This window comes from Pseudomonas weihenstephanensis, assembly GCF_001043055.1.
Taxonomy (GTDB): Bacteria; Pseudomonadota; Gammaproteobacteria; order Pseudomonadales; family Pseudomonadaceae; genus Aquipseudomonas; species Aquipseudomonas weihenstephanensis.
The window spans coordinates 167,445-193,604 of sequence record NZ_JYLF01000001.1 but is presented as its reverse complement, the minus strand read 5'-3'; the positions used below and the strand labels follow the sequence as shown (position 1 = coordinate 193,604).

The following is a 26,160-nucleotide window of genomic DNA, read 5'->3' as shown; positions in this document are numbered from 1 at the left end:
TCGTTCCAGTGACGACAGTGGAGGTCCTTGTGCTGAGAATAGAAGAAAAACAGCGCTCGCCAAGGCGCCGTGACCAACGGAAAGGTTCACGCATTGGCAATCATCCCGATGGATGCTGGCGCAGGCTACGAGCTTTAGCGCAATGATCAACAGCTCGCAGCCTGCGCCAGCTCCTACGGGGTAGGTTTTAAACCGATTTTTTAGCGGCCAGGGTTTCGGCGATCAACTCCTTTTCAGCCTCTTTGAGGTCTTCATCGCTGATCATTTCAGCGATGACCCGTAACCGCTCAACCACCCGCGCATTGACGCTGCCTTCCGGGAACAGACCTTCAGCGTCCGGCTCGCCCGCAGGCTCACCCACCAACAAGCTCAAGGCTTCGTCCGCCTGGCGCACCGCGTAGACGTGAAACTTGCCCTCGCGCACCGCCTGCAACACTTTCTCATCCAGCATCAACGTCGCTACGTTGGCCTGAGGAATGATTGCCCCTTGCTCACCCGTCAACCCGCGAGCTTCGCACAGGCGGAAGAAGCCTTCGATTTTCTCGTTGACGCCACCCACAGCCTGCACTTCGCCGAACTGGTTGATGGAGCCGGTGATTGCAAAACACTGCTTGAGTGGCGTTTTCGACAGCGCTGAAATCAGCGTGCAAGCCTCGCCCAGTGACGCACTGTCGCCATCCACATAGCCGTAAGACTGCTCCAGCGCGATGCTGGCCGAGATCGCCAGCGGGAATTCCTGCGCATAACGGCTGCCCAGGTACCCGGTCAAAATCATCACGCCTTTGGAGTGAATCGGTTGGCCGAGGTTAACTTCGCGCTCAATGTCGACGATACCGCTGCCACCCGGATACACCGTGGCTGAAATACGGGCTGGCACGCCGAAGGCTGAATCGCCCACTTCGAGCACCGTCAGGCCGTTGCACTTGCCGACCGCCGCACCGTCGGTGTCGATCAGAATGATCCCGGCCAACATGTCGTCAAGAATCCGTGCCGACACTCGACCGGTGCGCGTGGCCTTGGCTTTCAGCGCGCGCTCGATATGGCCCGCATCGGTCATTTCATCGTTGGCCAGATGGCGAATGAAATCCGCCTCGCTGACCAGCTGGAACAGATCGCCGATACGCGCCGACAAGCGCCCTTGATGCTCGGCCAAACGGGCGCTGTACGTCGCCAGTCGCGCTACCGCATCGGCTGTCAGCGGCGCCATGCCTTCCTCAGAAGTGCGCGTGGTCAGCAACTGGGCAAACTGCTCAAGGCTCTCGTCGACCATGGGAATGTCTTCGTCGAAGTCCACCAGCACACGGAACATCTCTTGGAAGTCCGGGTCCAGGTCTTGCAACGTGTAATACAGCTGGCGGGCACCAATGATGATGACTTTGACCTGCAACGGGATCACTTGCGGGCTGAGGGTCACGGTGGCCAAGCGCCCCATCTCGCCCAGTGGCGACTCCATTTTCAATTTGCGCGATTGCAGTGCGCGTTTGAGCGCGTCCCATACAAACGGCTCGCTGAGCATTTTCTCGGCTTCGAGAATCAAAAAGCCGCCGTTGGCGCGGTGCAAAGCGCCCGCACGCAACTGACGATAGGTGGTGTAGAGCGCCCCCTGATCGGTGCTGTACTCAATACGGCCAAACAGGTTGTCGTAGGTGGGATGCGGTTCAAACACCACCGGTGCACCGCCGCTCATGGGCTGGCCGACCACCAGGCTGGGCAGATACTGCTCTTCGAGCAACTTGCGCGCCTGGGCATCGGTCTTGCTGTCGTCGACCAGTTGCTCGACCACGGTCTTGAGCAAGTACACCTGCACCGCCTGCAAGTAGCCGCACACAGCGCCGTTCTCGGCGTACTTTTGCGACAGCGGCGCCAGCAACGGTTGCAGCGCCAGGGTGATGGTTTCTTCGTTCAAATGACGCAGTTGGTTATTGGACTCGCGCTTCCACTGCGGCAGGCTCGCCAGTTCTTCGTTGAGACGCTCTTCGAGCTGCGAAATATCCTCGTGAAAACGCTCGCGCTCCTCTTCGGGCAACTGCGAAAACTCGGCTTCATCCAGTGCCTTGCCGTCGCTCATCGGCGTAAAGGCGACGTTGCTGCTGTCGCGGTACAAGGCCACGCCTTTTTCCAGCGCCAAACGCTCGATCACATCCAGCGCGCGGTCATACCGTTGATTAAAGCCCCGGTCGATGGCGCTTTTACGCTGTTGATAGGTCGGGTGCTCAAAGACCGCCGGAAAGGTCGCCAGCAGGTTGTCGATCAAACCATTGATGTCAGCGATGAACGCCGAGGCGCTGCTGGCGGGCAGCTCCAGCGCCCGTGGCTCGCGCGGGTCATCGAAGTTATTGACATACACCCAGTCACTCGGCGACTTCAGGCGCTTGCCTTCAGCTTTGAGGTAGCGTTTGACGAACGAAAAACGCCCGGTACCGGGTTCGCCCATCACAAATACGTTGTAACCCGGACGTGGCATGGCCACGCCAAATTGCAAGGCTTCGACCGCACGTTCCTGGCCGAGAATGCCGCGAAAAGGCTCCAGATCATTGGTGGTAGAGAAGCTGAACTGTTCAGCGGAAAACGGACGGGTCAGCGCGTCAGGCGCGAGACGCAAGCTGGCAGCAACAGGATCAGGCATCGGGCTTCCTTACATCGGGCGGGGCAGATGCCCGCATTCTGGCGCTGGCCGTACGCCACTGGCAAGGCGCACGATGCGCGAAATCCCGCGGCCCTGCATTTGCGGGTTAAAACTGTGCTCGATCAATGATTGTTTTACAAAAAATAACGGAACCCACAGATCATGCCTAGACTCCAAGATGTTACGCGGCCGGAAGGCATAACTGGCCCGTACTGGCGCTTCGGGGCCAGACACCCTTGTCCATTGGTTGCACACACATAGAGAACAAAGCTATGAAACGGATTCTTCTCGGTACTCTCTTCACTGTTGTTTCCCTCAATGCTATGGCTCAAGCACCAGGCGGTCCGAACTGCGGTTGGGGCAACATGCTGTTTGAAGGCCAACGCGGCACTCCGGCCCACTTCCTGGCCTCCACCACCAACGGCACGTCCGGCAACGCCACCTTTGGTATGACTTCCGGTACCAACGGTTGCACCACCAAAGACTCGCTGACCTACGGCGGCAAATCGTGGATTGCCATGAATGGCATGATGAACGAGCTGTCCGAAGACATGGCTAAAGGCAATGGCGAAGCGCTGACCACCTACGCGGTGGTACTGGGTGTCGCCCCTGAAGACCGTGAGCATTTTGCAGCGGTCACCCACGAACACTTCCAGCAAATCTTCAGCAAGGCTGACGTGACCGCGGATGATGTTCACACCAACACCCTGGCCGTCCTGAAAAGTGACGCTCGCCTGTCCAAGTACGCAACCGCTGCGTAAATGAGACCTGCCCGCTCCTTTCGGAGCGGGTATCCTTCTGCTTCATTTCTATTCGTCTGACAACAGTTGCCGACCATGCTCAAACGCCTTGCCTATTTGGCGCTCTGTGCCTGCGCCCCGTTATATGCCGCGCCCTCTATCGACAATCAACGTGTGCAGCAGTTGGCCAACGACCCGTTCTGGCTCTCCCTGGGGCATTACGAAGCCCGCAAGCTCGGCGGCTGGCGCAGTTATGTCAGCGACGACAAATTCTTCATCGCCCCCGACGGCGCTCACCACCCGGACGCTGAATTGCGCGCCACCGTCGAGGCGCTGTATTCGCCCTTAAGCCTGGGCGACAAACACCCGCAATGCGTGTACCCGGCCCGCACCCGCTGGCTCAAGGCGCAACTGAATCTGAACGACTTGCCCCAAGCGCCGTGCGCCGAGTTCACGCAATGGTTCACAGACGTGGCCCCGCACAGCACGGTGATGATTTTCCCGGCGGCGTACCTCAACAGCCCGTCCTCGATGTTTGGTCACACCTTATTGCGCATCGACCAGGCTGACGTGCAAAGCAACAAGACCGCGCTGCTCAGCTACGCGATCAACTTCGGCGCCTACATCGAAGGTTCCGACAACAGCATTCTGTATGCGTGGAAAGGCCTGGCTGGCGGTTATCCCGGCCTGTTCGCCCTGGTGCCCTACCAGGAAAAACTCTCGGAGTATCGCAGCCTCGAAAACCGCGACCTGTGGGAATACCGCCTCAACCTGACGCCCGAAGAAACCCAACGGATGGTTGAGCATGTGTGGGAGCTGAAACAGATCCAGTTCGACTACTTCTTTTTCGACGAAAACTGCTCGTATCGCCTGCTTGAACTGCTGCAAGTGGCCCGTCCAGGCTTGAAGCTGACCACCCAATTCCCGTTGACCGCGATCCCCACCGACACTGTAAAAGCGGTCAAAGAAGCCGGTCTGGTCGAAAGCATCGAATACCGCCCGTCACGCGAGCGCGAGTTGCTGGACCGCGCCAAGGTCCTCGACCCCGAAGAGCAGCAATGGGTGCTACAGGTCAGCGCCAATCAACAGCAACTGCAAAACCCTGAATTCAAAGCCCTGCCCAAAGCCCGGCAAGCGTTGATCATCGACGCCGCTTATCGCCTTGAACGCTACCGCGCCAACGGCCTGGAGCGTGATACCGAGCGCTCGCAACGCAGCTTTGAACTGCTGCGCGCAATCAACCAAAACCCGGCACCGGCGCTGCACGTCGAAAAACCCGAACTGCCGGAGAACGGCCACGAGTCGCGCACCTGGCAATTGGGCGCGGGCAGCCGCGACGACAAGGCCTTTGCCGAGTACGGCCTGCGCATGGCTTACCACGACCTGAACGACAACGCGCCGGGCTTTCCGCTGGGGGCGCAGATTGAAATCCTGCAACTCAAATTGCGCCAGTACGAAGGCAACCACTGGCAAATCCAGCAACTTGATCTGGCCAACATCCGCTCGCTGACACCGCGCAATGACCTGCTCCAGCCGTGGTCCTGGCAAGTGGGCGGCGGCCTTGAGCGCGTGCTGGGCAAGCATGGCGACGAAAACCTCGTCAGCCACGTCAATGGCGGCGCAGGCGGCACCTGGCAACTGGCCGACGGCCTGCTAGGTTTCGCCCTCGGCACAGTGCGCGTGGAACACAACAACGACTTCGCCGCCTTCGTCGCTCCGGCTGCGGGCTACAACACCGGGTTGCTGTGGCGTAATCCGCTGGGCAATCTGAGCCTGGAAGCCAAGGGGGATTACTTCACCAACGGTGAAATCCGCCGCACGCTAAGCCTGAACCAGCAGTGGGAAATATCCCGCAACCTCGGCCTGCGCCTGACCGCCCAACGAGAGTTCAGCCACCTGAGCTCGCCGGTCAACGAAGTGATGCTGGAAGTGAAGTGGTATCACTACTGAATGGAGTTACACGACATGGCTGCCCACTGCCAAACCCTGGACGAAGTCCGCGAACACATTGACCAACTGGATCGCCAGATCGTCGGCCTCATTGCACAGCGCGGGCGCTATGTGTCGCAGGCTGCGCGTTTTAAAAAAGACAGTCATGCCGTCAAGTCGCCGCAGCGGGTTGAGCACGTGTTCGCCAAGGTCAGGGCCTTGGCCGACGAGCTGGGTGCCAACCCGCACGTCACCGAACAGGTGTACCGCGCCATGATCGCGGCGTTTATCCAGCAAGAGCTGGCTGAACACTCGGCGCTTTCCTGAACGGCTGAGCCGTGAAGTCGCTGGGCAGGTTGCGATCAACTGCGCAGCGATCTTAACCTGCAAGACCTGTCCTGGGAGCTTGCGCCGCCAGCCCCCTCAGACCGAACCCGCGCTCAACCTGCAACGTCAGACGAACGATTAACGCCTGGCGCCCCACCCCACGAAGGCCTGCACACGTTCTATAACGCCAAGGCCAAAATGAAGCGTCAGTCCAGGGCCTTACATGAGCTGCACCCCGATGCCAGCACTGGCCAGTTGTTCGCGGGCGTGCAGGCGCTGCAAACACCCGCCGACAGCTGACATCACGTTGACACGCGCTTCACAGCCCAATCACAGATCCCGGCCTACACTCCACCTCATCGGCCGTTGATCGGTGCATTGAGGTGGATTATGTGGCGCGGCGCTGTGTGTATCGGGCTGTTGAGTGCAGTGCTGAGCGGGTGTCAAACCACCCACGATGAGCTGTTGGCGAAGGGTTATCCGCCCGCCTTTGCGGACGGTTTTGCTGAGGGCTGTAGCAGTGGCCGGCAAGCCGCAGGGGCTATCACTGGCGAGTACAAGAAAGACGTTGCGCGCTACCTGAAAGATTCGATCTACGCCCAAGGCTGGGACGATGGCTTTCGCCAGTGTCAGGCCATGCGCGAAAGTCAGGACCGCGAGGAGTACCAGGAGCGGCATTGGGATCAGCGCGAACGCGACTGGCAGCACGAAAAGGATGTGGACGCCGCCCGCGCCTATCGCTCGCAATAATTTGAACCCTGATCTACCCGCAGGCTCTCAAGCCTATAGCCACAAGGGACACCTGCCATGAGCCGCGCATTTGTAAACGAAGACAGCGCCGCCGACCACGCCAATACCCCTATTGAGCGGCACGTCAGCAACCAGCCCAATTACGTGACCGCCGAGGGTCATGGGTTATTGCACGCCAAAGTCAGCGCGCTTCAGGCGCAACACAGTCAAGAGAGCGCAAAGGGCGATGACGCCGACAAACAGCGCTTGGCCGACCTTGAGCGAGATTTGCGCTATTTCAATCAGCGTTTGCTGAGTGCGCAGGTCGCCGCCCCGGCAACCTCGTCAGATAAGGTGCAGATCGGCAGTTGGGTGACATTTACCGATGAACACGGCAATGAACAACGGGTGCAGTTGGTCGGTGAGGACCAGGCCGATGCCGCTCAGGGCTTGATCAATTGGGGATCGCCGCTGGGCCGTGCGCTGTTGGGCGCACAGCTGGGCGATGAAGTGCTGTGGCTTCGACCTGCCGGGGATTTGCAGGTTGAAATCATCGCCATAAAACCGGCTTAAACCACGCCCTGCGCCAGCATGGCATCGGCCACTTTAACGAAGCCTGCGATGTTGGCGCCTTTGACGTAGTTGATACGTCCGTTTTCTTCGCCGTAGTGAACACACGCGTGGTGGATCGACTGCATGATGTTGTGCAACTTGCTGTCCACCTCACCCGCCGTCCACAGCAAGCGCATGGCGTTTTGCGACATTTCCAGCCCGCTCACCGCCACACCACCGGCATTGGAAGCCTTGCCCGGTGCGAACAGAATGCCAGCCTCGACAAACACATCGACAGCTTCCAGCGTGGTCGGCATGTTGGCGCCTTCGGCCACGCACACGCAGCCATTGCTCAGCAACGTACGTGCAGCGTCTGCGTCCAGCTCGTTCTGCGTCGCGCACGGCAGGGCAATGTCACACGCCAGGTGCCAAGGATGCTGACCGGCCAAAAACTCCAGACCAAACTGCGTCGCCATTTCGCTGATACGCCCACGCTTGACGTTTTTCAGTTCCATCAAGGCTTCCCACTGCGCGTCGTCCAATCCGGCTTCGCAGTACAGCGTGCCTTCGGAGTCCGACAGAGAAATGACCTTGCCGCCCAGATCCATGACCTTACGCGCGGCGTATTGCGCCACGTTGCCAGAACCGGAGATCGCAACACGTTTGCCGTCGATGCGCTGGCCGCTGCGCTTGAGCATTTCCTGGGCAAAGTAAACGCAGCCAAAGCCTGTAGCTTCCGGGCGAATCAAGCTGCCACCGTAGCTCATGCCTTTGCCGGTCAGTACGGAGGTGAACTGGTTGCTCAGGCGTTTGTACTGGCCAAACAGGAAACCGATTTCACGTGCGCCAACGCCGATATCCCCCGCAGGCACATCCACGTCCGAACCGATATGGCGGTACAGCTCGCTCATAAAGGCCTGACAAAAGCGCATCACTTCTGCATCGCTCTTGCCCTTGGGATTGAAGTCCGAACCGCCCTTGCCGCCGCCCATCGGCAGTGAAGTCAGGGAGTTTTTGAAGGTTTGTTCAAAGGCCAGGAACTTGAGTACACCCAGGTTCACCGAAGGGTGGAAGCGCAGGCCGCCTTTGTACGGGCCAATGGCGCTGTTCATCTGAATACGGAAACCACGGTTAACCCGCACTTTGCCTTCGTCATCGACCCACGACACACGGAACACAATCGCACGCTCAGGTTCGCAAATGCGTTCAAGAATTCCGGAGGTCAGGTAATGCGGATTAGCTTCGAGAAAGGGCCACAGACTGCGCAGGACTTCTTCCACAGCCTGGTGGAATTCTGGTTGGTCCGGGTCACGTTTTTTCAGGCGGGCAAGGAAGTGGTCGACGGATTCGATCATGGATAAGTCTCGGCAAATTTATTGTCGTTAAACGGAGATTGGCCAGAACTTTATCAATTCATGTCGCACCGCGACAGCGCAAAATGTCGCAGTTTTGAATTTAAATGGTGCTTTTATATAAATAACGCTGATTTTACGGCGCTTTGCGCACCAAAAAAGTGAAACCTGTACCCACTTTTGCCCCAATAAAAAGCCCCCCCGTAGCAAAGAGGTGCCGTGCAGCCTGCAAAACAACGGCGCCCGAAGGCGCCGTTGTTTTGCAGCAAACGGCCGTTTATTGGGCCAGTTTTTTGTGACGCACACGATGCGGCTGGGTGGCCGCTTCGCCGAGGCGCTTTTTACGGTCAGCTTCGTACTCGGTGTAGTTGCCTTCAAAGAAGACCGCTTGCGAGTCGTCTTCGTACGCCAGAATGTGCGTCGCGACGCGGTCAAGGAACCACCGGTCGTGAGAGATCACAATGGCGGCGCCAGGGAAGTCCAGCAACGCTTCTTCGAGCGAACGCAGGGTCTCGACGTCAAGGTCGTTGGACGGTTCGTCGAGCAGCAGCACGTTGGCGCCCTCTTTCAAGGTCAGGGCCAGGTGCAAGCGACCACGCTCACCACCGGACAGGTCCTTGACGAATTTCTGCTGATCGCCACCCTTGAAGTTGAAACGCCCCACGTAGGTACGCGACGGGATTTCGTAGTTGCCGATGCGGATCACATCGGAACCGTCAGAAATGGCCTGGAACACCGTTTTGCTGCCATCCAGGTCGTCACGGCTCTGGTCAACACACGCCAACTGCACAGTGTCACCGATTTCGATGCTGCCCGAATCCGGCTGTTCTTTGCCCATCAGCATGCGGAACAGGGTCGATTTACCGGCACCGTTACCGCCGATCACGCCCACGATGGCGCCTTTAGGCATGGCGAACGACAAGTTGTCGATCAGCACGCGATCGCCGTAGCCTTTGGAGACGTTTTTGAACTCGATCACTTTGTCACCCAGGCGCGGACCGGCCGGGATGTAGATTTCGTTGGTCTCGCTGCGCTTCTGGAATTCCTGCGATTGCAGTTCTTCGAAGCGTTGCAGACGGGCCTTGGATTTGGACTGACGCGCCTTGGCGCCTTTACGCACCCATTCCAGCTCGTCTTTCATGGCCTTTTCATGGGCCGACTGCTGTTTGGATTCGGCCGCCAGACGGTCGGACTTGGCTTCAAGCCAACCCGAGTAGTTGCCCTCGTAAGGGATACCGGCGCCGCGGTCGAGTTCCAGAATCCAGCCCGCCACGTTGTCCAGGAAGTAACGGTCGTGCGTGATCGCAACCACGGTACCCGGGAAGTCGTGCAGGAAGTGTTCCAGCCAGGCCACCGAGTCGGCGTCCAAGTGGTTGGTAGGTTCGTCGAGCAGCAGCATGTCCGGGGCTGAGAGCAGCAGGCGGCACAGGGCCACACGGCGTTTCTCACCACCCGACAGGTGTTCGATTTTGGCATCCCAGGCCGGCAGACGCAGTGCATCGGCCGCAACTTCAAGCTGGCGCTCAAGGTTGTGGCCGTCGCCCGCTTGCAAGATGGCTTCGAGCTTGGCCTGTTCGGCCGCCAGTTTGTCGAAGTCGGCATCCGGCTCGGCGTATTCGGCGTAAACCTGATCCAGGCGCGCCTGAGCGTCCTTGATCACGCTGACGGCTTCTTCAACCACTTCGCGAACGGTTTTGGTCGGGTCCAGTTGCGGCTCTTGCGGCAGGTAGCCGATGTTCAAGTCCGGCATCGGACGGGCTTCGCCGTCGAACTCGGGGTCGACGCCAGCCATGATTTTCAACAGGGTGGATTTACCCGAACCGTTCAAACCGAGCACGCCGATCTTGGCGCCCGGGAAAAACGACAGGGAGATGTTTTTCAGGATTTCCCGCTTCGGCGGAACAACTTTGCTCAGCCGATGCATGGTGAAAACGTATTGAGCCATGGTGAACCTAGCGTCAGTGACTGATGAATAAGGCGCGAGCAATGCACGGCTCAGGCCATAGCAGACGGTCAGGAATTGATCTGGGTCAATGCCTGCTCATGTAAAAAGCCTGAGTGTAGGAGCTCTTATGCCCCCGCGTAACCGGCAAAGCTACCTGAATGCGCAGTGCAGGGCAAACCAGCGCAGAGCAGAGGGCTGGCACTTTGCCACAGTCCAAGGCATGCTAGCCGCCCTTTGGGCGTCCCGCTTATAGTGCGCCTCGCACCTTAGCAGCCAAATCGCAGGATCACAGCTTGCCCAATGTCACACCGCCCAACTCCGCCTCCGCGCGCGCTCCAGGCCAATGGCTTGGCACACCTGTGCGCGGCACGTTAAAAGGCGCATTGGCGACGCTGGTCTTGCTGTTGTTGGCGATGCTGTTCTGGTTGTTGATTGAACAGTTTCGCGAAACCCTCGCGCACAAACGCCAATACAGCATCAATTACAGTGCCGATCTGGCCGATCACATCAGCCTGAGCATGGCCCTGCGCGCCGAAGTGGCGCTCAATCTGTTGCCCGCTCATGCCCCCCTCGCTAACCGGCAACAGTTGCAAGCGCTGGTCCATCAAATGCGCCAGTCGCTGCCTTCGCTGCAAAGCGTGGCCTTGCTCAACCCAAATGGCGAAGTGTTGATCGACAGCGGCGGTATCAGCCCGGACGCGGCCTACCTGCGTGACTGGATCAAACACAACCGCGCCCGCAAACGCACTGACGGTTACTACTTCAGCAATAGCAGCGATGCCGGCACGGCGTACCTGTTGCTGAATAAACTGGGCCACGACCCGCAGGGTTACTGGCTGCTGCGCATGAGCCCGGACCTGCTGCACAACCTGACGCGTCAAAACACCCTTGCCGACCGCCCACAATGGCGGATCGAAAACACGCAGACCCGCACCGTGCTGGGCCACAGCGCAGCTACGATGGCCTCGGCGGCCCCCCTCAGCCCGCAAGACGAGACCAACACCGTGCTGCTCACCCCGTTGAGCCACAGTGACTGGCAATTGCGCGGCCTGTTCGCTGCCGATGAAGTCGTGGCCCACTTGCTGCCCGGACTGATCGGCAAATGCCTGCTGGGGCTGCTGTTTGCCCTGTTGCCAGTGGTCGCACTGGTCAACATGCGCCGTCGCCAACGCCAGGTGCATGAAGGCCGTCGCCGCTATTACGACATTTTTGAAGGCACCGGCGTGGCGCTGTGTGTGATGGACCTGTCCGGCCTGCCAGGTTTTTTGGAGCGCGAACAGCTTTATGACAGCAACGCGCTCAAGCAATGGATGAATCACAACCCCGAACAGCGTCGCCAGCTGTGCGAGCAGTTACGCATCACTGAAGTCAACCAGGTGGCGTTGCACTTGCTGGACGTGGATTCAGGCGCTGGCGCGTGGATGAAGCTGATCAGCGGCTGCCCGACCAACACCTCGGCCATCAGCTATCAAGTGATCGAAGCCGTCCTCAACCACCAGCAGCAGCTTGAGCTGGAAATCACGCTGGTAGATGCCAATGGCCAGGATCAGCACTTATGGTTGGTTCTGCGCCTGCCCGATAACCGCTGCGAATATCACGCGGTCATTTTGAGCATCAGTGACATCACCAGCCGCAAGCTGATTGAGTTGTCGCTGCAAGAGCGCGAAAGCTTCTGGTCCGATGTGGTGCGCACCGTGCCTGACCACCTGTATGTGCAGGATGTGATCAGCCAGCGGATGATTTTCAGCAACCACCATTTGGGCCACACCTTGGGGTACAACGCCACCGAACTGCAACAAATGGGCGCTTACTTCTGGGAGCTGCTGCTTCATCCTGAAGACGCCGAGCAGTACCACCGCTCGCGTCAGCAACAGCGCCATGGCGGCTATGCGCACTTACTGCAATGCCAACTGCGCTTCCGTCACAGCAATGGCGTGTGGCGCCGCTTTGACATTCGCGAGCAAGCCTTGGCTCGCGATGCCTATGATCAAGTCACGCGCATTGTCGGGGTGGCCAAAGACATCACCGATCAGATCGAAGCCAGCGAGTCCCTGCGCGACAGTGAGCAGCGCTATCGGATGCTGGCGGAAAGCATCAGCGACGTGATTTTCTCCACCAACAATACCTTGAAACTGAACTACGTCAGCCCCTCTGTACAAAGCGTATTGGGCTTTGATGCCGCATGGGTGTTCAAGAACGGCTGGCAATCGACCATTGCCAACCCGCAGCAGTTGGCAGGCGTTTACAGCCTGATGGAGCGGGTCAGCAACGCCCTCGACAACCCCGAGCAACTGTCGGCCCTGCGCACCCAACTGGACACCCAACTGTTTGTGTTCGATTGCCTGCGCGCCGACGGGCGCAAAATCCCTATCGAGCTGCGTCTGGTGTTGGTGTGGGATGAAAACGACGCCTTTGAAGGCATCCTCGGTGTGGGCCGTGATATCAGTCAGCAACGGCGTGCTGAAAAAGACCTGCGCATGGCCGCTACGGTGTTTGAGCATTCCACCTCAGCCATCCTCATCACTGACCCTGCGGGCTACATCGTGCAGGCCAACGAAGCGTTCAGCCGGGTCAGTGGCTACGCGGTGTCACAGGTGCTCGATCAATTGCCGAGCATGCTCACCGTCGATGAACAGCAGCAAGCGCACCTGCAATACGTGCTCAAGCAATTGCACCAGCACAACACCTGGGAAGGTGAAGTGTGGCTCAAGCGCCTCAATGGCGAGCATTACCCGGCATGGGTCGGCATCACGGCGGTGTTTGACGATGAAGGCGACCTCGCCAGTTACGTGTGCTTCTTCAGCGACATCAGCGAGCGCAAGGCCAGTGAGCAGCGGATTCACCGCCTGGCCTATTACGACGCCCTGACCCACCTGCCCAACCGCACCCTGTTCCAGGACCGCCTGCACACCGCGTTGCAACAGGCCGAGCGCAACAAGTCGTGGGTGGTGCTGATGTTCCTCGACCTCGACCGCTTCAAACCGATCAATGACTCATTGGGCCACGCCGCAGGCGACCGCATGCTCAAAGACATGGCCATCCGCCTGCTGGCCTGTGTGGACAATGACGACACAGTGGCGCGCATGGGCGGTGACGAATTCACCCTGCTGCTGCAACCGCGAGCCACCCGTGACATGGCGCTCAACCGCGCAATCAGCGTGGCTGAACAGATCCTCGCCAGCCTGGTGCAACCGTTTGTGCTCGAAAGCCGCGAGTTTTTCGTGACCGCCAGTATCGGCATCGCCTTGAGCCCCCAAGACGGCAATGAACTCAGCCAGTTGATGAAAAACGCCGACACGGCGATGTATCACGCCAAGGAGCGCGGCAAAAACAACTTCCAGTTCTATCAGGCGGACATGAACGCCAGCGCCCTGGAACGTCTGGAACTCGAAAGCGACCTGCGCCACGCACTGGAACAACAAGAATTCATCCTCTATTACCAGCCGCAATTCAGTGGCGACGGCAAACGCCTGACAGGGGCCGAAGCCCTGTTGCGCTGGAACCACCCGCGCCGCGGGTTAGTGCCGCCGGGGGACTTTATCCCGGTGCTCGAAGAACTCGGTTTGGTGGTGGACGTCGGCGACTGGGTGCTGGCCGAGTCGTGCCGCCAGCTCAAACATTGGCATCAGGCCAAAGTGCGGGTCCCCAAAGTCTCGGTCAACATCTCGGCGCGTCAGTTCTCTGATGGCCAATTGGGCACGCGTATCGCCACTATCCTCAAAGAAACCGGCTTGCCACCCGCGTGCCTTGAGCTGGAACTGACCGAAAGCATCCTGATGCGAGAAGTCAGCGAAGCCCTGCAAATTCTCGCCAGCTTGAAGAACCTGGGCCTGAGCATTGCCGTGGATGACTTTGGCACGGGGTACTCATCGCTCAACTACCTCAAGCAATTCCCCATCGACGTGCTGAAAATTGACCGCACCTTTGTCGACGGTCTGCCGGAAGGCGAGCAAGATGCGCAAATTGCCCGTGCCATTATTGCGATGGCGCATAGCCTGAATCTGGCCGTGATCGCCGAAGGCGTCGAGACCCACGAGCAACTGGACTTTCTGCGCGAGCACGGCTGCGATGAAGTGCAGGGCTACCTGTTCGGCCGCCCGATGCCCGCGCGACAATTTGAAGCACGGTTCAGCCCCGAATCCCTGCCGGTCTTTGAATAAGCGCCTAAAGGCTATCAAAAAGACATCACCTGAAAGCCACTTGTCTGCCACATGATTGCCTTTCATATGCCAGATAAAACCCATTGAGTTAGAATGCGCTTCTTTTCTGCCCCCGATCCTTGAGGACCGCCATGTTCAGCCGTGATTTGACACTTGCCAAGTTCGACGCCGACCTTTTTGCCGCCATGGAGCAAGAAGCTCAGCGCCAGGAAGAACACATTGAGCTGATCGCTTCGGAAAACTACACCAGCCCAGCGGTGATGGAAGCTCAAGGCTCGGTGCTCACCAACAAATACGCCGAAGGTTACCCGGGCAAGCGTTACTACGGCGGTTGCGAATACGTCGACGTGGTTGAGCAACTGGCAATCGACCGTGCAAAAGAACTGTTCGGCGCCGATTACGCCAACGTTCAACCGCACGCAGGCTCGCAAGCCAACAGCGCGGTTTACCTGGCCCTGCTGTCGGCCGGTGACACCATTCTGGGCATGAGCCTGGCCCACGGCGGTCACTTGACCCACGGCGCCAGCGTTTCGTCCTCGGGCAAGCTGTACAACGCTGTGCAGTACGGCATCGACGCCAACGGCCTGATCGACTACGACGAAGTTGAACGCCTGGCGGTTGAACACAAGCCAAAAATGATCGTGGCCGGTTTCTCTGCCTACTCGCAGATCCTCGACTTCCCACGCTTTCGCGAAATCGCAGACAAAGTTGGCGCGTACCTGTTCGTCGACATGGCTCACGTAGCCGGTCTGGTGGCGGCGGGCGTTTACCCGAACCCGGTTCCGTTTGCTGACGTAGTCACCACCACCACGCACAAAACCCTACGTGGCCCACGTGGCGGCCTGATCCTGGCCAAAGCCAACGCCGACATCGAGAAAAAGCTGAACTCGGCTGTTTTCCCGGGTTCGCAAGGCGGCCCACTGGAACACGTGATCGCAGGCAAGGCCGTTTGCTTTAAAGAAGCGCTGCAACCTGAGTTCAAGGTTTACCAGCAGCAAGTGGTGAAAAACGCCCAAGCGATGGCTTCGGTGTTCATCGAGCGCGGTTTTGACGTGGTATCGGGCGGTACTGAAAACCACTTGTTCCTGCTGTCGCTGATCAAGCAAGACATCTCGGGTAAAGATGCTGACGCCGCTTTGGGTAAAGCCTTCATCACCGTGAACAAAAACTCCGTACCTAACGACCCGCGTTCGCCGTTCGTGACCTCGGGTCTGCGTTTCGGTACACCCGCCGTTACCACGCGCGGTTTCAAAGTTGAAGAATGCCGTGAGCTGGCGACCTGGATCTGCGACATCCTGGACGACATCAATAACGAAGCCGTGATTGATGCCGTACGCGAGAAAGTAAAAGCCATTTGCAAGAAGCTGCCGGTTTACGGCAACTGAGTGTAAATAGTTGAACAAAAGCCCGGCTCTTGAGCCGGGCTTTTTTGTGGCTGTGAATCCTTGCGCAGGCGCTGGCGAAGACTGCAAGCGTTTGATCTTTTAGACGATCGCAGCCTTTGGCAGCGCCTACAGGAAGAGATCAGGTGAGTTGGGCAAATCCCTCGCGGATCTTGGCCTCGGGTAAATCATCGGCAATAAATACCATCACGCTTTCACGCGCTTCGTCAGCGCGCCATTCGGTGTCCCAGTCAAAACCATACAATTTCAGTACGCCCTGAAACACTAAGCGCCGGTCTTCACCCGCAATGTTTAACACGCCTTTGTAACGCAGCAATTGCTTGCCGTGGTCTTCGAGCAGTTCATTCATGAACGCGCTCAGGCTGTCGATATCCAGCGGTTTGTCTGTACGCAGTACCAGACTTGAGATGCGATCAACCGTGGCCGCTGGCTGCACCGGACGCAGGTTCAGGCCGCCACCCAGGTCGGCATTGAGGTTAAAGCCACGCACATCGAGCAGCTCGGCCAGGTCGATTTTGCCATGCTCGACCACACGGACCGGCGCACGGCGGTTAATGCGGGTCAGGCGCTCGCACAAGGCATCGAAGGTGGCATCGTCCACCAGGTCGCGCTTGCTCACCAGCAGCCGGTCAGCAAAGCCGATCTGTGCCTGGGCGATGGTTTGTGTCAGGTGGACATCGGCGTGAGCCGCATCGACCAAGGTAATGATGCCGTCCAGCAGATAACGCTCACGCAGCTCTTCATCGATAAAAAAGGTTTGCGCCACAGGTGCCGGATCGGCCAGCCCGGTGCATTCGATCACCAGTCGGTCGAAGGCAATTTCGCCACTGTCTAGCCGCTCAAGCAGCAAGTACAGCGCTTTGGTCAGGTCGGTGTGGATGGTGCAGCACACGCAACCGTTGGCCAGGGTCATCACTTGCACCGGCTCCTCACCCAACAGTTGGGTGTCGATCCCGGCGTCGCTGAATTCGTTTTCGATCACGGCGATTTTCAGCCCGTGCTCGGCCTTGAGCAAGTAACGCAGCAAAGTGGTTTTGCCGGCCCCTAAAAAGCCGCTGAGGATGGTGACGGGGATGGGAGAGGACATCAACAGTCTCCTGAAAAATTGAGGCCGCAAAAAAATGCAGGCGCGAACGCACTGGCGAAAGCATCAGGCCACTCAACAACATCGTTGACAGACATAAAGCCTTCGCAAGCGCGCTCGCACCTACACAGGCGTTAGCGGGTCAGCAGCACTTGGGGCCGCCCTTGCCGCCATAACGGGCCTCTTGGCGTTCACGAAAGAACGCCTCGTAGCTCATCACCGGTTTGTCCGGGTGCTTGGTTTGCATATGCTCGACGTAGTTGTCGTAGTCAGGCATGCCGACCATCAGGCGCGCGGCCTGACCGAGGTATTTACCGAGGCGACTCAGGTCATTGAACATGCGTGCAACCCTCTATCAGGCGTCAGGAACGGAGTGGTACGGCGACTCTTTATCCGTACGTTCTTTAGAACCCCAAGCCGCGATGCCCACTTTGATCGCAAAGAAGAGGATGCTGAACACCACGAACAGGAACAGCACGGTCAAACCGGCATTGGTGTAGGCGTTGATAATTACGTGCTGCATCTGATCGATGTTTTTGGCCGGTGCAATCACTTGGCCCGCGTCCAGCGCCGTGCTGTATTTGTTGGCCAGGGCCAGGAAACCGACAGCCGGGTTGGCATCGAACAACTTGATGAAACCCGCAGTGGTGGTGCAAATCAGCAACCACACGGCTGGCAGCATGGTCACCCAAATGTAACGCTGACGTTTCATTTTGATCAGCACAACGGTGGCCAGCATCAGCGCGATACCCGCCAGCATCTGGTTAGAGATACCGAACAGCGGCCACAAGGTGTTGATCCCGCCCAGCGGGTCGATCACGCCCTGGTACAGCAGGTAGCCCCACATCGCCACACACAGGCCAGTGGCCAGCAAGTTGGCGCCCCACGACTCGGTGCGTTTGAGCGCGGGTACGAAGCTGCCAAGCAAGTCTTGCAGCATGAAGCGGCCAGCACGGGTACCGGCATCTACCGCGGTCAAAATGAACAAGGCTTCAAACAAAATGGCGAAGTGGTACCAAAACGCCATAGTGTTTTCGCCGGGCAACACGTTGTGCAGGATCTGCGCGATACCGACCGCCAGCGTAGGCGCGCCGCCAGCACGGGCCAGAACGGTGGTTTCACCGATGTCATGGGCCAGCGCTGTCAGGGCGTCTGGGGTAATTGCAAAGCCCCAGCTGCTTACGGTTTGCGCCACGCTCACCACATCGCCGCCCACAATTGCGGCGGGGCTGTTCATGGCGAAGTACACACCAGGCTCAATCACCGAAGCGGCAACCATTGCCATGATGGCGACGAACGACTCCATCAACATGCCGCCGTAACCGATGTAACGGGCGTTGCTTTCGTTATCCAGCAGTTTGGGGGTAGTACCCGAGGCAATCAGTGCGTGGAAACCCGATACCGCGCCGCACGCAATGGTGATGAACAAGAATGGGAACAGGCCGCCCTTCCAGACCGGACCGTTACCGTCGATGAACTGAGTGACCGCCGGCATTTTCAGCTCGGGCATGGTGACCAGAATCCCGATGGCCAATGCGACGATGGTGCCGATTTTAAGGAACGTCGACAGGTAATCACGCGGTGCCAGTACCAGCCACACCGGCAATACCGCCGCGACAAAGCCGTAACCGATCAGCATCCAGGTAATTTGCGTACCGGTGAAGGTGAACACCGGCGCCCACTCAGGGCTTGCCGCAATCTGGCCCCCCAGCCAAATGGAACCCAGCAACAACAGCACGCCCATCACGGAGATTTCACCGATGCGTCCCGGGCGGATGTAGCGCATGTAAATGCCCATGAACATCGCAATCGGGATGGTGGCCATCACCGTAAACATGCCCCACGGGCTCTCGGCCAGAGCTTTGACCACGATCAGCGCCAGCACCGCGAGGATGATGATCATGATCAGGAAGCAGCCAAACAGCGCGATGGTGCCCGGTATTTTGCCCATCTCCTCGCGCACCATGTCGCCCAGTGAGCGACCGTTGCGGCGGGTTGACATGAACAGGACCATGAAGTCCTGCACCGCACCGGCCAGCACCACACCGGCAATCAGCCAAAGTGTGCCCGGCAGGTAACCCATCTGCGCAGCCAGTACCGGGCCGACCAAAGGTCCGGCACCGGCAATGGCAGCAAAGTGGTGACCGAAAAGAATGTGTTTGTTGGTCGGCACATAGTCCAGACCATCGTTGTTGACCACCGCGGGCGTGGCGCGCAATGGGTCCAGCTGCATCACCTTGGTGGCGATGAACAAACTGTAATAACGATAAGCGACCAGATAGATGGCAACTGCTGCCACTACGATCCACAAAGCGTTGATCGCCTCGCCTCGGCGCAAGGCCACTACGCCCAAGGCGCAAGCTCCTACAATCGCCAGCACTAACCACGGAATGTGGCGTAGCAGGCTATTTTTATTATTCATTTTTATATTCCGGCCAGTTGGACAAGAAGGACTGCCCCCGGAGTTTAGCGTCCCCAGCACTAAAGACCAGCCCCTGACGTTGGTCTAGAGCCTTCTTTCAGGTTTTTTTGCACGGCTGACTTTTGCCGTTGTACGTCTATAGTTCAGGCATACCCGGAGGGTTTGAACATGCACCAGCACCCCGCAGAACGTCGGCGTTTTACCCGTATCCACTTCGATGCCCAGACAAAAATCAGTCAGGGGCCACTTCATTGGTCGGTCAAACTGCTGGATGTGTCACTTAAAGGGTTGCTGGTCGAAAAGCCGCTGAATTGGCACCCCGTCACAGAGCAGACATTTACCGCCAATATCCATCTCAGCGATGAGACGCACATCATCATGGACGTGCGCTTAGCCCATGTAGATGACCAGTACTTGGGCTTTGAGTGCACACACATCGGCCTGGACTCGATCAGCCACCTGCGGCGGCTGGTCGAATTGAATATGGGCGATGAACAATTACTGGAGCGAGAGTTACGGGCGCTGATCAGCACGCAGTAACTTATTCCTCGAATAAAGCATCCAGCGCCTGCTCCAGACGGGTCACGCCGATAATCTGCAGCCCCGGTGGCGACTCTTTCGGGGCATTGCCCTTGGGCACGATGGCGCGTTTAAAACCATGTTTGGCGGCCTCTTTTAGCCGCTCCTGACCACTGGGCACCGGCCGTACTTCACCTGACAACCCGACTTCGCCGAACACCAGCAAGTCGTGAGGCAACGGCCGATTACGCAGGCTGGACATCACGGCCGCCATCAACGCGAGGTCAGATGCGGTTTCCAGTACTTTGACCCCGCCCACCACGTTGAGAAACACATCCTGATCGTGGGTTGGAATGCCGCCATGACGGTGCAACACCGCGAGCAGCATCGCCAGTCGGTTTTGATCCAGTCCCAGCGTTACGCGCCGCGGGTTGGACATATGGCTGTCATCCACCAGCGCTTGCACTTCGACCAGCATCGGCCGCGTGCCCTCCCACGTCGCCATGACCACGCTACCAGGGACTTCTTCTTGTGCTCGCGTCAGGAAAATCGCCGAAGGGTTGGAGACTTCTTTCAAGCCCTTGTCGGTCATGCCGAATACACCCAGTTCGTTGACCGCGCCGAAACGGTTTTTTACTGCACGCAGTAAACGCAGACGCCCGTCGGACTCGCCCTCGAAATACAACACGGTGTCGACCATGTGTTCCAACACGCGCGGGCCCGCGAGCGCGCCCTCTTTGGTCACGTGGCCAACGAGGAAGATCGCCGTGCCGCTGGATTTTGCATAGCGCACCAACAACGCAGCGCTCTCGCGCACCTGCGAGACCCCGCCTGGCGCCGACTGCAACTGCTCAGTGAAGATGGTCTGGATCGAGTCGATCACCATCACCTTGGGTTTTTCGAGCTTGGCAGTGGCAATGATGTTTTCGATGCAGGTCTCGGTCATCACCTTCAGTTGATCCTGCGGCAAGCCCAGACGACGTGCGCGCATGGCCACTTGCTGCTGTGACTCCTCGCCGGTCACATACAGCGCGGGCATGCGCGTCGCCATGTGACACAAGGTTTGCAGCAGGATGGTGGACTTGCCGATGCCGGGGTCGCCACCGATCAACACCACGGAGCCATCTACCAGACCGCCGCCAAGCACCCGGTCCAACTCACCGGAAGCCGTAGAGAAACGCGGAATCTCTTCAATACTGACTTCTGCCAGGGTTTTGAGCTGGGCTTGTTGACCCGTCCAGCCGCTACGACCGCTGGGTGGAGCGGCTGCGCCACTTTCGACGATGGTTTCGACCAAGGTGTTCCACACACCGCACTCGGCGCACTGCCCTGACCACTTGGGAAAGGTTGCACCACACTCGGTGCAGCCGAAAATGCGCTTGGGCTTAGCCATCAGAACTCCACGGAAAAACCGCGATGATAGCCCACCCGGCCCGGATCAGTGCGACACCGGCATGCGGATTTCACCGTTGGCCAGCCGAGCGGCACTGTTGCCCAAGGGGTCTTCGGCGTTCAGATCGGCCCCTTTACCCGATAAGTCGTTGAGCAGATCAATCCGTTTGAACAGGCCCGCGTACATCGCGGCGGTCTGGCCTGCGCCGTTACGCTGGTCAGGATTGCAGTCGGTGGCCAAAAGCCTGCGAGCGATCTTGAGTTCGCCTTTGAAAATCGCGCCCATCAGGGCTGTGTTACCGCGTTTGTCTTGCACACACGCATTGGCTCCCGCGGCGAGCAAGTGCTCCACGGCTTCGGACTGGCCGTGATACGCGGCCAGAATCAACGCGCTGTAGCCTTTGCTGTCTTGCGTGTCGAGCGAATAACCGGACTCGATAAAGGTGTCGAGCATCGCCACATCACCGCGGCGTGCGGCATCAAAGTAATAGTCCTGAAGCTGAACGCGCACATCGGGTTCTGCGGCGGCACAGATACCGCTGACAAGCAGCAAAGCCAAGGAAATAAAAACTCGCATAGTGAATTACCTGCAATGACGCGTTTGAATCAAAAGCCCCTCACCCCACCCCTCTCACAGGGAGAGAAGGGTGGGGTGAGGTCTAGCGGTTAATCAACCAGTTTGGCTGCCAGAGCCTTGACCCGTGCCAAGTCACCTTTGGCGACTTTTGTCACGCCTGTGCCGTACTCAGGATCAGCTTTGTAGAGGAACGACAAGATGATGTGCTTGCTTTCATCATCTGTTGTGGCCAGCGACCCGCCGAAGCTTTCAATCAGATCGTTACGCTCTTTCTTGTTGAATGAGCGGTACAAATCACCGGCCTGTTTGAAGTTTTGCTCACGCGTGATCTTCGCTTGCTGGGTCGTACCCGACAGCGTCATTTCGCTGTAACGCGCGGACTGTGGTTCTGCGCGCGGCTCCAGACGGCTAGGCTGATAGTTCACACCACTGCTGGTGTGACCCAGGTTCATCGCGCCGTCCTGATTGCCATTGTTCACCGAAACCCGTGGCGCGTTGATCGGCAGCTGCATTGCGTTAGCGCCCAAACGGTACATCTGGGTGTCGGCGTACGAGAAGACACGCCCTTGCAGCAAACGGTCTTCCGACGGTTCGATACCCGGTACCAGGTTGGCCGGAGCCATCGCGACCTGCTCGGTCTCCTGGAATACATTCGCCGGGTTGCGGTTAAGCACCATCTGGCCGACTTTACGCTCAGGCACATTCGGCCAGATTTTGGTCGCGTCCAACGGGTCGAAATCAAAGGTCTTCAGGTCTTCAGGCTTGAGCACCTGCACGTACAAGTCCCACTTGGGGAAGTCGCCGTTTTTGATGTGAGTGACCAGATCGTTGCTCATGTGGCTGTAGTCTTTGCCCTGAACCTCAGTCACTTGTTTTGGATCAAGGTTCTTCAGGCCTTGCAGGCTTTTCCAGTGAAACTTGACGTAGCGCACGTCGCCCTTGGCGTTAACCAATTTGTAGGCGTGCACACCGTTGCCGTCCATTTCACGGTAGCTGGCGGGCGTCCCCGCGTTGGAGTACAGCTCGGTCAGCGTGCGGGTCGCTTCTGGAACGTGGGAGAAAAAGTCGAAGCGGCGTGAGTCATCGTCCAGATTGGTGCGCAGATCGGGCTTGAAGGCGTGAACCATGTCCGGGAACTTGATCGCGTCACGAATAAAGAACGTGGGGAAGTTGTTACCTACCAAGTCCCAGTTACCCTCTGCGGTATAGAACTTGGTAGCAAAACCACGCGGGTCACGCAGGGTTTCAGGCGAATGGTTGCCATGTACCACGGCCGAGAAACGCACAAATACCGGCGTGACTTCACCCGCTGCAAATACCTTGGCTTTGGTCAGGTCGCTCAAACCATTGGTCACGGTGAACGTGCCGTGAGCGCCCGTACCGCGAGCATGTACAACGCGCTCAGGGATACGCTCGCGGTCAAAACGTTGCAGTTTTTGCAACAATTGCACGTCTTGCAGCAGCACTGGACCGTTGGCTCCAGCCGTTTGAGAGTTTTGGTTATCACCAACAGCCGCGCCGTTGTCGCGTGTCAATGTGGCGGCCTGAACAGACGCCGACAGCAAGCTTGCGCTCAAAATACACAGCAGGCGACGCTGTGAAAGCATTCCGAAGCCAAGGGGGGTGGCCATGTGTAGATCCTCTAATTATTGGGTGCGCATCAACGTGCACTGAGCAAAGGCTAGAGGTCCGCGCCGCGAATCCTAAATAGAAAGGTCTCAAGTCAGCCATTAAGAAAAAAAGCTGGTACAGGGCAATTTAATCGAGTAATTGGCGCCCCCTTGGCTAGCGGGTGAAAACTTATGACGTTTCAGCAGGTCGATAACCTGCGCATAGAGGCAGTCAACCGATCAGGCAATATCTCCAATGCTGATTTACACTGCCTTTACCAATCTCATCTGTAACAAGGAATAACCTATGGGCGTGATAAGTGAGTTCAAGGCCTTCGCGGTCAAAGGGAACGTGGTCGATATGGCCGTGGGCATCATCATCGGCGCTGCGTTTGGCAAGATCGTGTCGTCCTTCGTCGGCGACGTCATCATGCCCCCCCTGGGATTGCTGATCGGCGGTGTGGATTTCAGTGACCTGGCCATTACCCTTAAAGCTGCCGTAGGCGATGCGCCTGCCGTGGTGCTGGCTTACGGTAAATTCATCCAGAGCGTGATTGATTTCATCATCGTCGCCTTTGCAATCTTTATGGGTGTCAAGGCGATCAACCGTCTGAAACGTGAAGAAGCCGTTGCACCGAGCGCACCACCCCTTCCGTCAAAAGAAGAAGAGTTGCTGGGCGAGATTCGTGATCTGCTTAAGGTCCAGAACAATCGACCTGAATGATCAATGAAAAAACGGCGCCTGAAGGCGCCGTTTTTTATTCGTTATGTTTATAAACAAACAGCTACCAGTAGTTCTCAACTGCGACTTGCCCGGGTCGACGCGTCAAACTTAGTTGCATATTTCGTTCTTTCAATAACTTACGTGAATCGTCAATCATCTGAGGATTACCACACAACATGACCCGCGAATGTTCTGCAGTTAACTGAGCGCCCACCCTCGCCTCAAGTTCACCCCTCTCAATGAGTGTGGTTATTCGGCCATGCAGTTCACCCGGTATTACCTCCCGAGTAACAATCGGCACATAGGTAAACTTGTGCGCATGCTGGGCGAGATACTCACGCGTCGTTAACTGATGGATCAAATCCTGATACGCCAACTCTTTTTGTTCCCTGGCGCTGTACACCAGAATAATGCGCTCAAATTTTTCCCACACCTCAAAGTCTTGCAGAATCGACAGAAACGGCGCGACACCCGTGCCCGTCGATAGCAACCACAGATCACGACCATCCACAAAACGGTCAAGCGTCAAATAACCGAAGGCCTGACGGTCAACCAGCACGCTATCACCCACCTGCAAGCGGCTGAGTTCACTGGTAAATTCTCCTCCGGGCACAACAATCGAGAAAAATTCCAGAAACTCATCATGAGGTGAAGAGACCATTGAGTACGCGCGCCAGACCGTGCTGCCATCGGCCTTGGTCACACCCAGTCGGGCAAATTGACCGGCCGTAAACCGGAACCCCTGATCACGCGTGGTGCGCAGGGTGAAGAGACTGGGGGTCAACGGGGTGACATCAAGGAGGGTTTGACGGGTGAATTTTTCTGCACTGGCAGTCATGGGGCACTCCATTGGCTAGTGCGCCTAGTGTCGCGCAAAGCAGCGGTGAGGAACACCGACGATTTGTGATGGCATTGTGTTCACAGCGCGGCGGAACCAATGGCAACTTCCAATCGCTTAATAGTCTATTGACATAGCCTATATACCCACACTCCTAAAATGGTTTTAAACCTATTACCCCCGCCCTCTAAACACTAAACACTAAACACTAAACACTAAACACTGGCGTCAAAATATACGCCTCTTATATATCTTGTCATGACACTCACCATACAATTCGCCCTTATCGAATATCGATATTAGAGCAATCACACCAATCTGCTGCAAACAACCAAAACTCAAAATAAATTTAATGATTTTGAAACGTCCTACAAATCTAAACTACTATGGAGGTCGTCATGCAAATTGGATCACATCTTTAGGGGCAAGGGATCTCCTCATGAAAACTCACAATACCTTCTATGAAAATCAATGCATTACCCATAAAACCGAGTCTCAGCTTGCAGAATACACTCAAAAAGATTGAAACCTATGGATTTAACTTCTTTTTGTTCAGATTAATTCCACGCTTTGGAAGCATCTCAACGCATAGCAAAATCATTACAAACTATCCACATGGATTTATGGAGTTGTATGAAAAAAGCCACTTCGTACAAAAAAATCCTATTGTTATTCACTGCCAACTCTCTATCTCACCCATTATTTGGGATGAAGAGCTGTTTCGTGACACACCCGAAATTTGGGCCGGCAATCAAGCGAACGGTTTGAATTACGGGTGGTCGCAGTCGGTGCATGACACAAAGGGGGTGGTCAGTATTTTGAGCCTGGCCAGGTCTTGCCCCCCTCTCACTGAAGATGAGTTTGAAGACAAGGCCGCCGGTGTGTTGTGGTTGTGCAACCAATTACACACCTCCATGACAACCCGGTACTTGCCACGCCACGTGGAACAGGCCCAACCCCACCGACTTTCAGCGCGAGAGTCAGAGGTACTGAAATGGACCGCTGAAGGAAAAACGGCTTTCGACATTGGCATGATTCTTAGCCTGACCACCCGTACGGTGAATTTCCATATCAGCAGTGCCATCCGAAAAATGGGGGCGAACAATAAAACCTCCGCCGTCGTCATCGCGACCAAGTCCGGCCTGTTATAAACGGGCGGCATTGCCGCCCTCCAGCATTCACCTGATAAACGCATCAGGTAATCTCCTGCGAAAAAAAGTAAAATCGCGCA

The 26,160-nt window shown here is 57.3% G+C and carries 20 protein-coding genes; 10 read left to right on the top strand and 10 right to left on the bottom strand.

Features of this window, described 5'->3' with window-relative positions; all coding sequences use genetic code 11:
* Nucleotides 1-187 precede the first annotated feature (187 nt).
* Complete coding sequence (locus TU86_RS00955; RefSeq protein ID WP_048362447.1) at nucleotides 188-2,626, bottom strand: Lon protease family protein; 2,439 nt, start codon at nucleotides 2,624-2,626, stop codon at nucleotides 188-190.
* A gap of 272 nt (nucleotides 2,627-2,898) precedes the next feature.
* On the opposite strand from TU86_RS00955, the gene TU86_RS00950 reads away from it, so the two are divergent.
* The 5 genes from TU86_RS00950 (at nucleotide 2,899) to TU86_RS00930 (ending at nucleotide 6,924) form a co-directional block, all read left to right on the top strand.
* Entirely contained in the window at nucleotides 2,899-3,387 is a 489-nt protein-coding gene (locus TU86_RS00950) for a DUF3015 domain-containing protein (RefSeq protein ID WP_048362446.1), read from the top strand.
* Nucleotides 3,388-3,462: 75 nt separating this feature from the next.
* The gene (locus tag TU86_RS00945) at nucleotides 3,463-5,316 is read left to right on the top strand and encodes an Lnb N-terminal periplasmic domain-containing protein (RefSeq protein ID WP_048362445.1); all 1,854 of its coding nucleotides are present in this window, start codon (nucleotides 3,463-3,465) and stop codon (nucleotides 5,314-5,316) included.
* A gap of 15 nt (nucleotides 5,317-5,331) precedes the next feature.
* On the top strand, nucleotides 5,332-5,622 hold the full coding sequence (locus tag TU86_RS00940; RefSeq protein ID WP_173426996.1) for a chorismate mutase: 291 nt from the start codon (nucleotides 5,332-5,334) through the stop codon (nucleotides 5,620-5,622).
* A gap of 390 nt (nucleotides 5,623-6,012) precedes the next feature.
* On the top strand, nucleotides 6,013-6,372 hold the full coding sequence (locus TU86_RS00935) for a hypothetical protein (protein WP_048362443.1): 360 nt from the start codon (nucleotides 6,013-6,015) through the stop codon (nucleotides 6,370-6,372).
* 57 nt (nucleotides 6,373-6,429) lie between these two features.
* Entirely contained in the window at nucleotides 6,430-6,924 is a 495-nt protein-coding gene (locus TU86_RS00930) for a GreA/GreB family elongation factor (protein WP_048362442.1), read from the top strand.
* On the opposite strand, the gene gdhA is transcribed toward TU86_RS00930, so the two are convergent.
* Together gdhA and ettA are read right to left on the bottom strand one after the other, a co-directional pair.
* The gene (gene gdhA / locus TU86_RS00925) at nucleotides 6,921-8,258 is read right to left on the bottom strand and encodes an NADP-specific glutamate dehydrogenase (RefSeq protein WP_048362441.1); all 1,338 of its coding nucleotides are present in this window, start codon (nucleotides 8,256-8,258) and stop codon (nucleotides 6,921-6,923) included. The two genes, TU86_RS00930 and gdhA, sit on opposite strands and share 4 nt — an antisense overlap.
* A gap of 274 nt (nucleotides 8,259-8,532) precedes the next feature.
* Nucleotides 8,533-10,200 carry an energy-dependent translational throttle protein EttA gene (ettA, locus tag TU86_RS00920; RefSeq protein ID WP_048362440.1) on the bottom strand — a complete coding sequence of 556 codons (1,668 nt, stop codon included), beginning with the start codon at nucleotides 10,198-10,200 and terminating at the stop codon, nucleotides 8,533-8,535.
* Nucleotides 10,201-10,493: 293 nt separating this feature from the next.
* On the opposite strand from ettA, the gene TU86_RS00915 reads away from it, so the two are divergent.
* Nucleotides 10,494-14,360: a bifunctional diguanylate cyclase/phosphodiesterase gene (locus TU86_RS00915; RefSeq protein WP_048362439.1), complete on the top strand. Its 3,867-nt coding sequence runs from the start codon at nucleotides 10,494-10,496 to the stop codon at nucleotides 14,358-14,360.
* Between the two features lie 131 nt (nucleotides 14,361-14,491).
* Nucleotides 14,492-15,745, top strand: a complete 1,254-nt coding sequence (gene glyA, locus TU86_RS00910; RefSeq protein ID WP_048362438.1) for a serine hydroxymethyltransferase — start codon at nucleotides 14,492-14,494, stop codon at nucleotides 15,743-15,745.
* 139 nt (nucleotides 15,746-15,884) lie between these two features.
* Here the strand turns inward: glyA and yjiA are convergent, their stop codons facing one another.
* The 3 genes from yjiA to TU86_RS00895 form a co-directional block, all read right to left on the bottom strand.
* Nucleotides 15,885-16,850, bottom strand: a complete 966-nt coding sequence (gene yjiA, locus TU86_RS00905) for a GTPase (protein WP_048362437.1) — start codon at nucleotides 16,848-16,850, stop codon at nucleotides 15,885-15,887.
* A gap of 139 nt (nucleotides 16,851-16,989) precedes the next feature.
* Nucleotides 16,990-17,187, bottom strand: a complete 198-nt coding sequence (locus tag TU86_RS00900; protein WP_007937254.1) for a YbdD/YjiX family protein — start codon at nucleotides 17,185-17,187, stop codon at nucleotides 16,990-16,992.
* 15 nt (nucleotides 17,188-17,202) lie between these two features.
* Nucleotides 17,203-19,269, bottom strand: coding sequence for a carbon starvation CstA family protein (locus tag TU86_RS00895; RefSeq protein ID WP_048362436.1), 2,067 nt, complete (start codon nucleotides 19,267-19,269; stop codon nucleotides 17,203-17,205).
* A 168-nt stretch (nucleotides 19,270-19,437) separates the two neighbouring features.
* Between TU86_RS00895 and TU86_RS00890 the strand changes: the two genes are divergently transcribed.
* On the top strand, nucleotides 19,438-19,809 hold the full coding sequence (locus tag TU86_RS00890; protein WP_048362435.1) for a PilZ domain-containing protein: 372 nt from the start codon (nucleotides 19,438-19,440) through the stop codon (nucleotides 19,807-19,809).
* 1 nt (nucleotide 19,810) lies between these two features.
* Here the strand turns inward: TU86_RS00890 and radA are convergent, their stop codons facing one another.
* The 3 genes from radA to katB form a co-directional block, all read right to left on the bottom strand.
* Complete coding sequence (gene radA / locus TU86_RS00885) at nucleotides 19,811-21,181, bottom strand: DNA repair protein RadA (protein ID WP_048362434.1); 1,371 nt, start codon at nucleotides 21,179-21,181, stop codon at nucleotides 19,811-19,813.
* A gap of 45 nt (nucleotides 21,182-21,226) precedes the next feature.
* Nucleotides 21,227-21,757 carry an ankyrin repeat domain-containing protein gene (locus TU86_RS00880; protein ID WP_048362433.1) on the bottom strand — a complete coding sequence of 177 codons (531 nt, stop codon included), beginning with the start codon at nucleotides 21,755-21,757 and terminating at the stop codon, nucleotides 21,227-21,229.
* Between the two features lie 89 nt (nucleotides 21,758-21,846).
* A complete protein-coding gene (gene katB / locus TU86_RS00875; protein ID WP_420876360.1) occupies nucleotides 21,847-23,364 on the bottom strand; it encodes a catalase KatB in 1,518 nt (505 codons plus the stop codon).
* Between the two features lie 310 nt (nucleotides 23,365-23,674).
* Here katB and mscL point away from each other — a divergent pair, with 310 nt between their 5' ends.
* Nucleotides 23,675-24,091 (top strand): large-conductance mechanosensitive channel protein MscL, encoded by a 417-nt coding sequence (mscL, locus tag TU86_RS00870; protein ID WP_048362431.1) that lies wholly within the window; start codon nucleotides 23,675-23,677, stop codon nucleotides 24,089-24,091.
* A 61-nt stretch (nucleotides 24,092-24,152) separates the two neighbouring features.
* On the opposite strand, the gene TU86_RS00865 is transcribed toward mscL, so the two are convergent.
* Nucleotides 24,153-24,929: a ferredoxin--NADP reductase gene (locus TU86_RS00865; protein ID WP_048362430.1), complete on the bottom strand. Its 777-nt coding sequence runs from the start codon at nucleotides 24,927-24,929 to the stop codon at nucleotides 24,153-24,155.
* Between the two features lie 461 nt (nucleotides 24,930-25,390).
* Here TU86_RS00865 and TU86_RS00860 point away from each other — a divergent pair, with 461 nt between their 5' ends.
* Nucleotides 25,391-26,080: an autoinducer binding domain-containing protein gene (locus TU86_RS00860; RefSeq protein ID WP_082152848.1), complete on the top strand. Its 690-nt coding sequence runs from the start codon at nucleotides 25,391-25,393 to the stop codon at nucleotides 26,078-26,080.
* Nucleotides 26,081-26,160: the final 80 nt, after the last annotated feature.

Bases quoted from the DNA above. Each gene is read 5' to 3' on its own strand.
- TU86_RS00930 (WP_048362442.1), top strand. From the start codon at position 6,430: ATGAGCCGCGCATTTGTAAACGAAGACAGCGCCGCCGACCACGCCAAT.
- TU86_RS00935 (WP_048362443.1), top strand. From the start codon at position 6,013: ATGTGGCGCGGCGCTGTGTGTATCGGGCTGTTGAGTGCAGTGCTGAGC.
- ettA (WP_048362440.1), bottom strand. From the start codon at position 10,200: ATGGCTCAATACGTTTTCACCATGCATCGGCTGAGCAAAGTTGTTCCG.
- TU86_RS00895 (WP_048362436.1), bottom strand. From the start codon at position 19,269: ATGAATAATAAAAATAGCCTGCTACGCCACATTCCGTGGTTAGTGCTG.
- TU86_RS00865 (WP_048362430.1), bottom strand. From the start codon at position 24,929: ATGACTGCCAGTGCAGAAAAATTCACCCGTCAAACCCTCCTTGATGTC.
- glyA (WP_048362438.1), top strand. From the start codon at position 14,492: ATGTTCAGCCGTGATTTGACACTTGCCAAGTTCGACGCCGACCTTTTT.
- yjiA (WP_048362437.1), bottom strand. From the start codon at position 16,850: ATGTCCTCTCCCATCCCCGTCACCATCCTCAGCGGCTTTTTAGGGGCC.
- TU86_RS00950 (WP_048362446.1), top strand. From the start codon at position 2,899: ATGAAACGGATTCTTCTCGGTACTCTCTTCACTGTTGTTTCCCTCAAT.
- mscL (WP_048362431.1), top strand. From the start codon at position 23,675: ATGGGCGTGATAAGTGAGTTCAAGGCCTTCGCGGTCAAAGGGAACGTG.
- TU86_RS00890 (WP_048362435.1), top strand. From the start codon at position 19,438: ATGCACCAGCACCCCGCAGAACGTCGGCGTTTTACCCGTATCCACTTC.
- TU86_RS00955 (WP_048362447.1), bottom strand. From the start codon at position 2,626: ATGCCTGATCCTGTTGCTGCCAGCTTGCGTCTCGCGCCTGACGCGCTG.
- TU86_RS00880 (WP_048362433.1), bottom strand. From the start codon at position 21,757: ATGCGAGTTTTTATTTCCTTGGCTTTGCTGCTTGTCAGCGGTATCTGT.
- radA (WP_048362434.1), bottom strand. From the start codon at position 21,181: ATGGCTAAGCCCAAGCGCATTTTCGGCTGCACCGAGTGTGGTGCAACC.
- TU86_RS00860 (WP_082152848.1), top strand. From the start codon at position 25,391: ATGAAAATCAATGCATTACCCATAAAACCGAGTCTCAGCTTGCAGAAT.
- gdhA (WP_048362441.1), bottom strand. From the start codon at position 8,258: ATGATCGAATCCGTCGACCACTTCCTTGCCCGCCTGAAAAAACGTGAC.
- TU86_RS00945 (WP_048362445.1), top strand. From the start codon at position 3,463: ATGCTCAAACGCCTTGCCTATTTGGCGCTCTGTGCCTGCGCCCCGTTA.
- katB (WP_420876360.1), bottom strand. From the start codon at position 23,364: ATGCTTTCACAGCGTCGCCTGCTGTGTATTTTGAGCGCAAGCTTGCTG.
- TU86_RS00940 (WP_173426996.1), top strand. From the start codon at position 5,332: ATGGCTGCCCACTGCCAAACCCTGGACGAAGTCCGCGAACACATTGAC.
- TU86_RS00900 (WP_007937254.1), bottom strand. From the start codon at position 17,187: ATGTTCAATGACCTGAGTCGCCTCGGTAAATACCTCGGTCAGGCCGCG.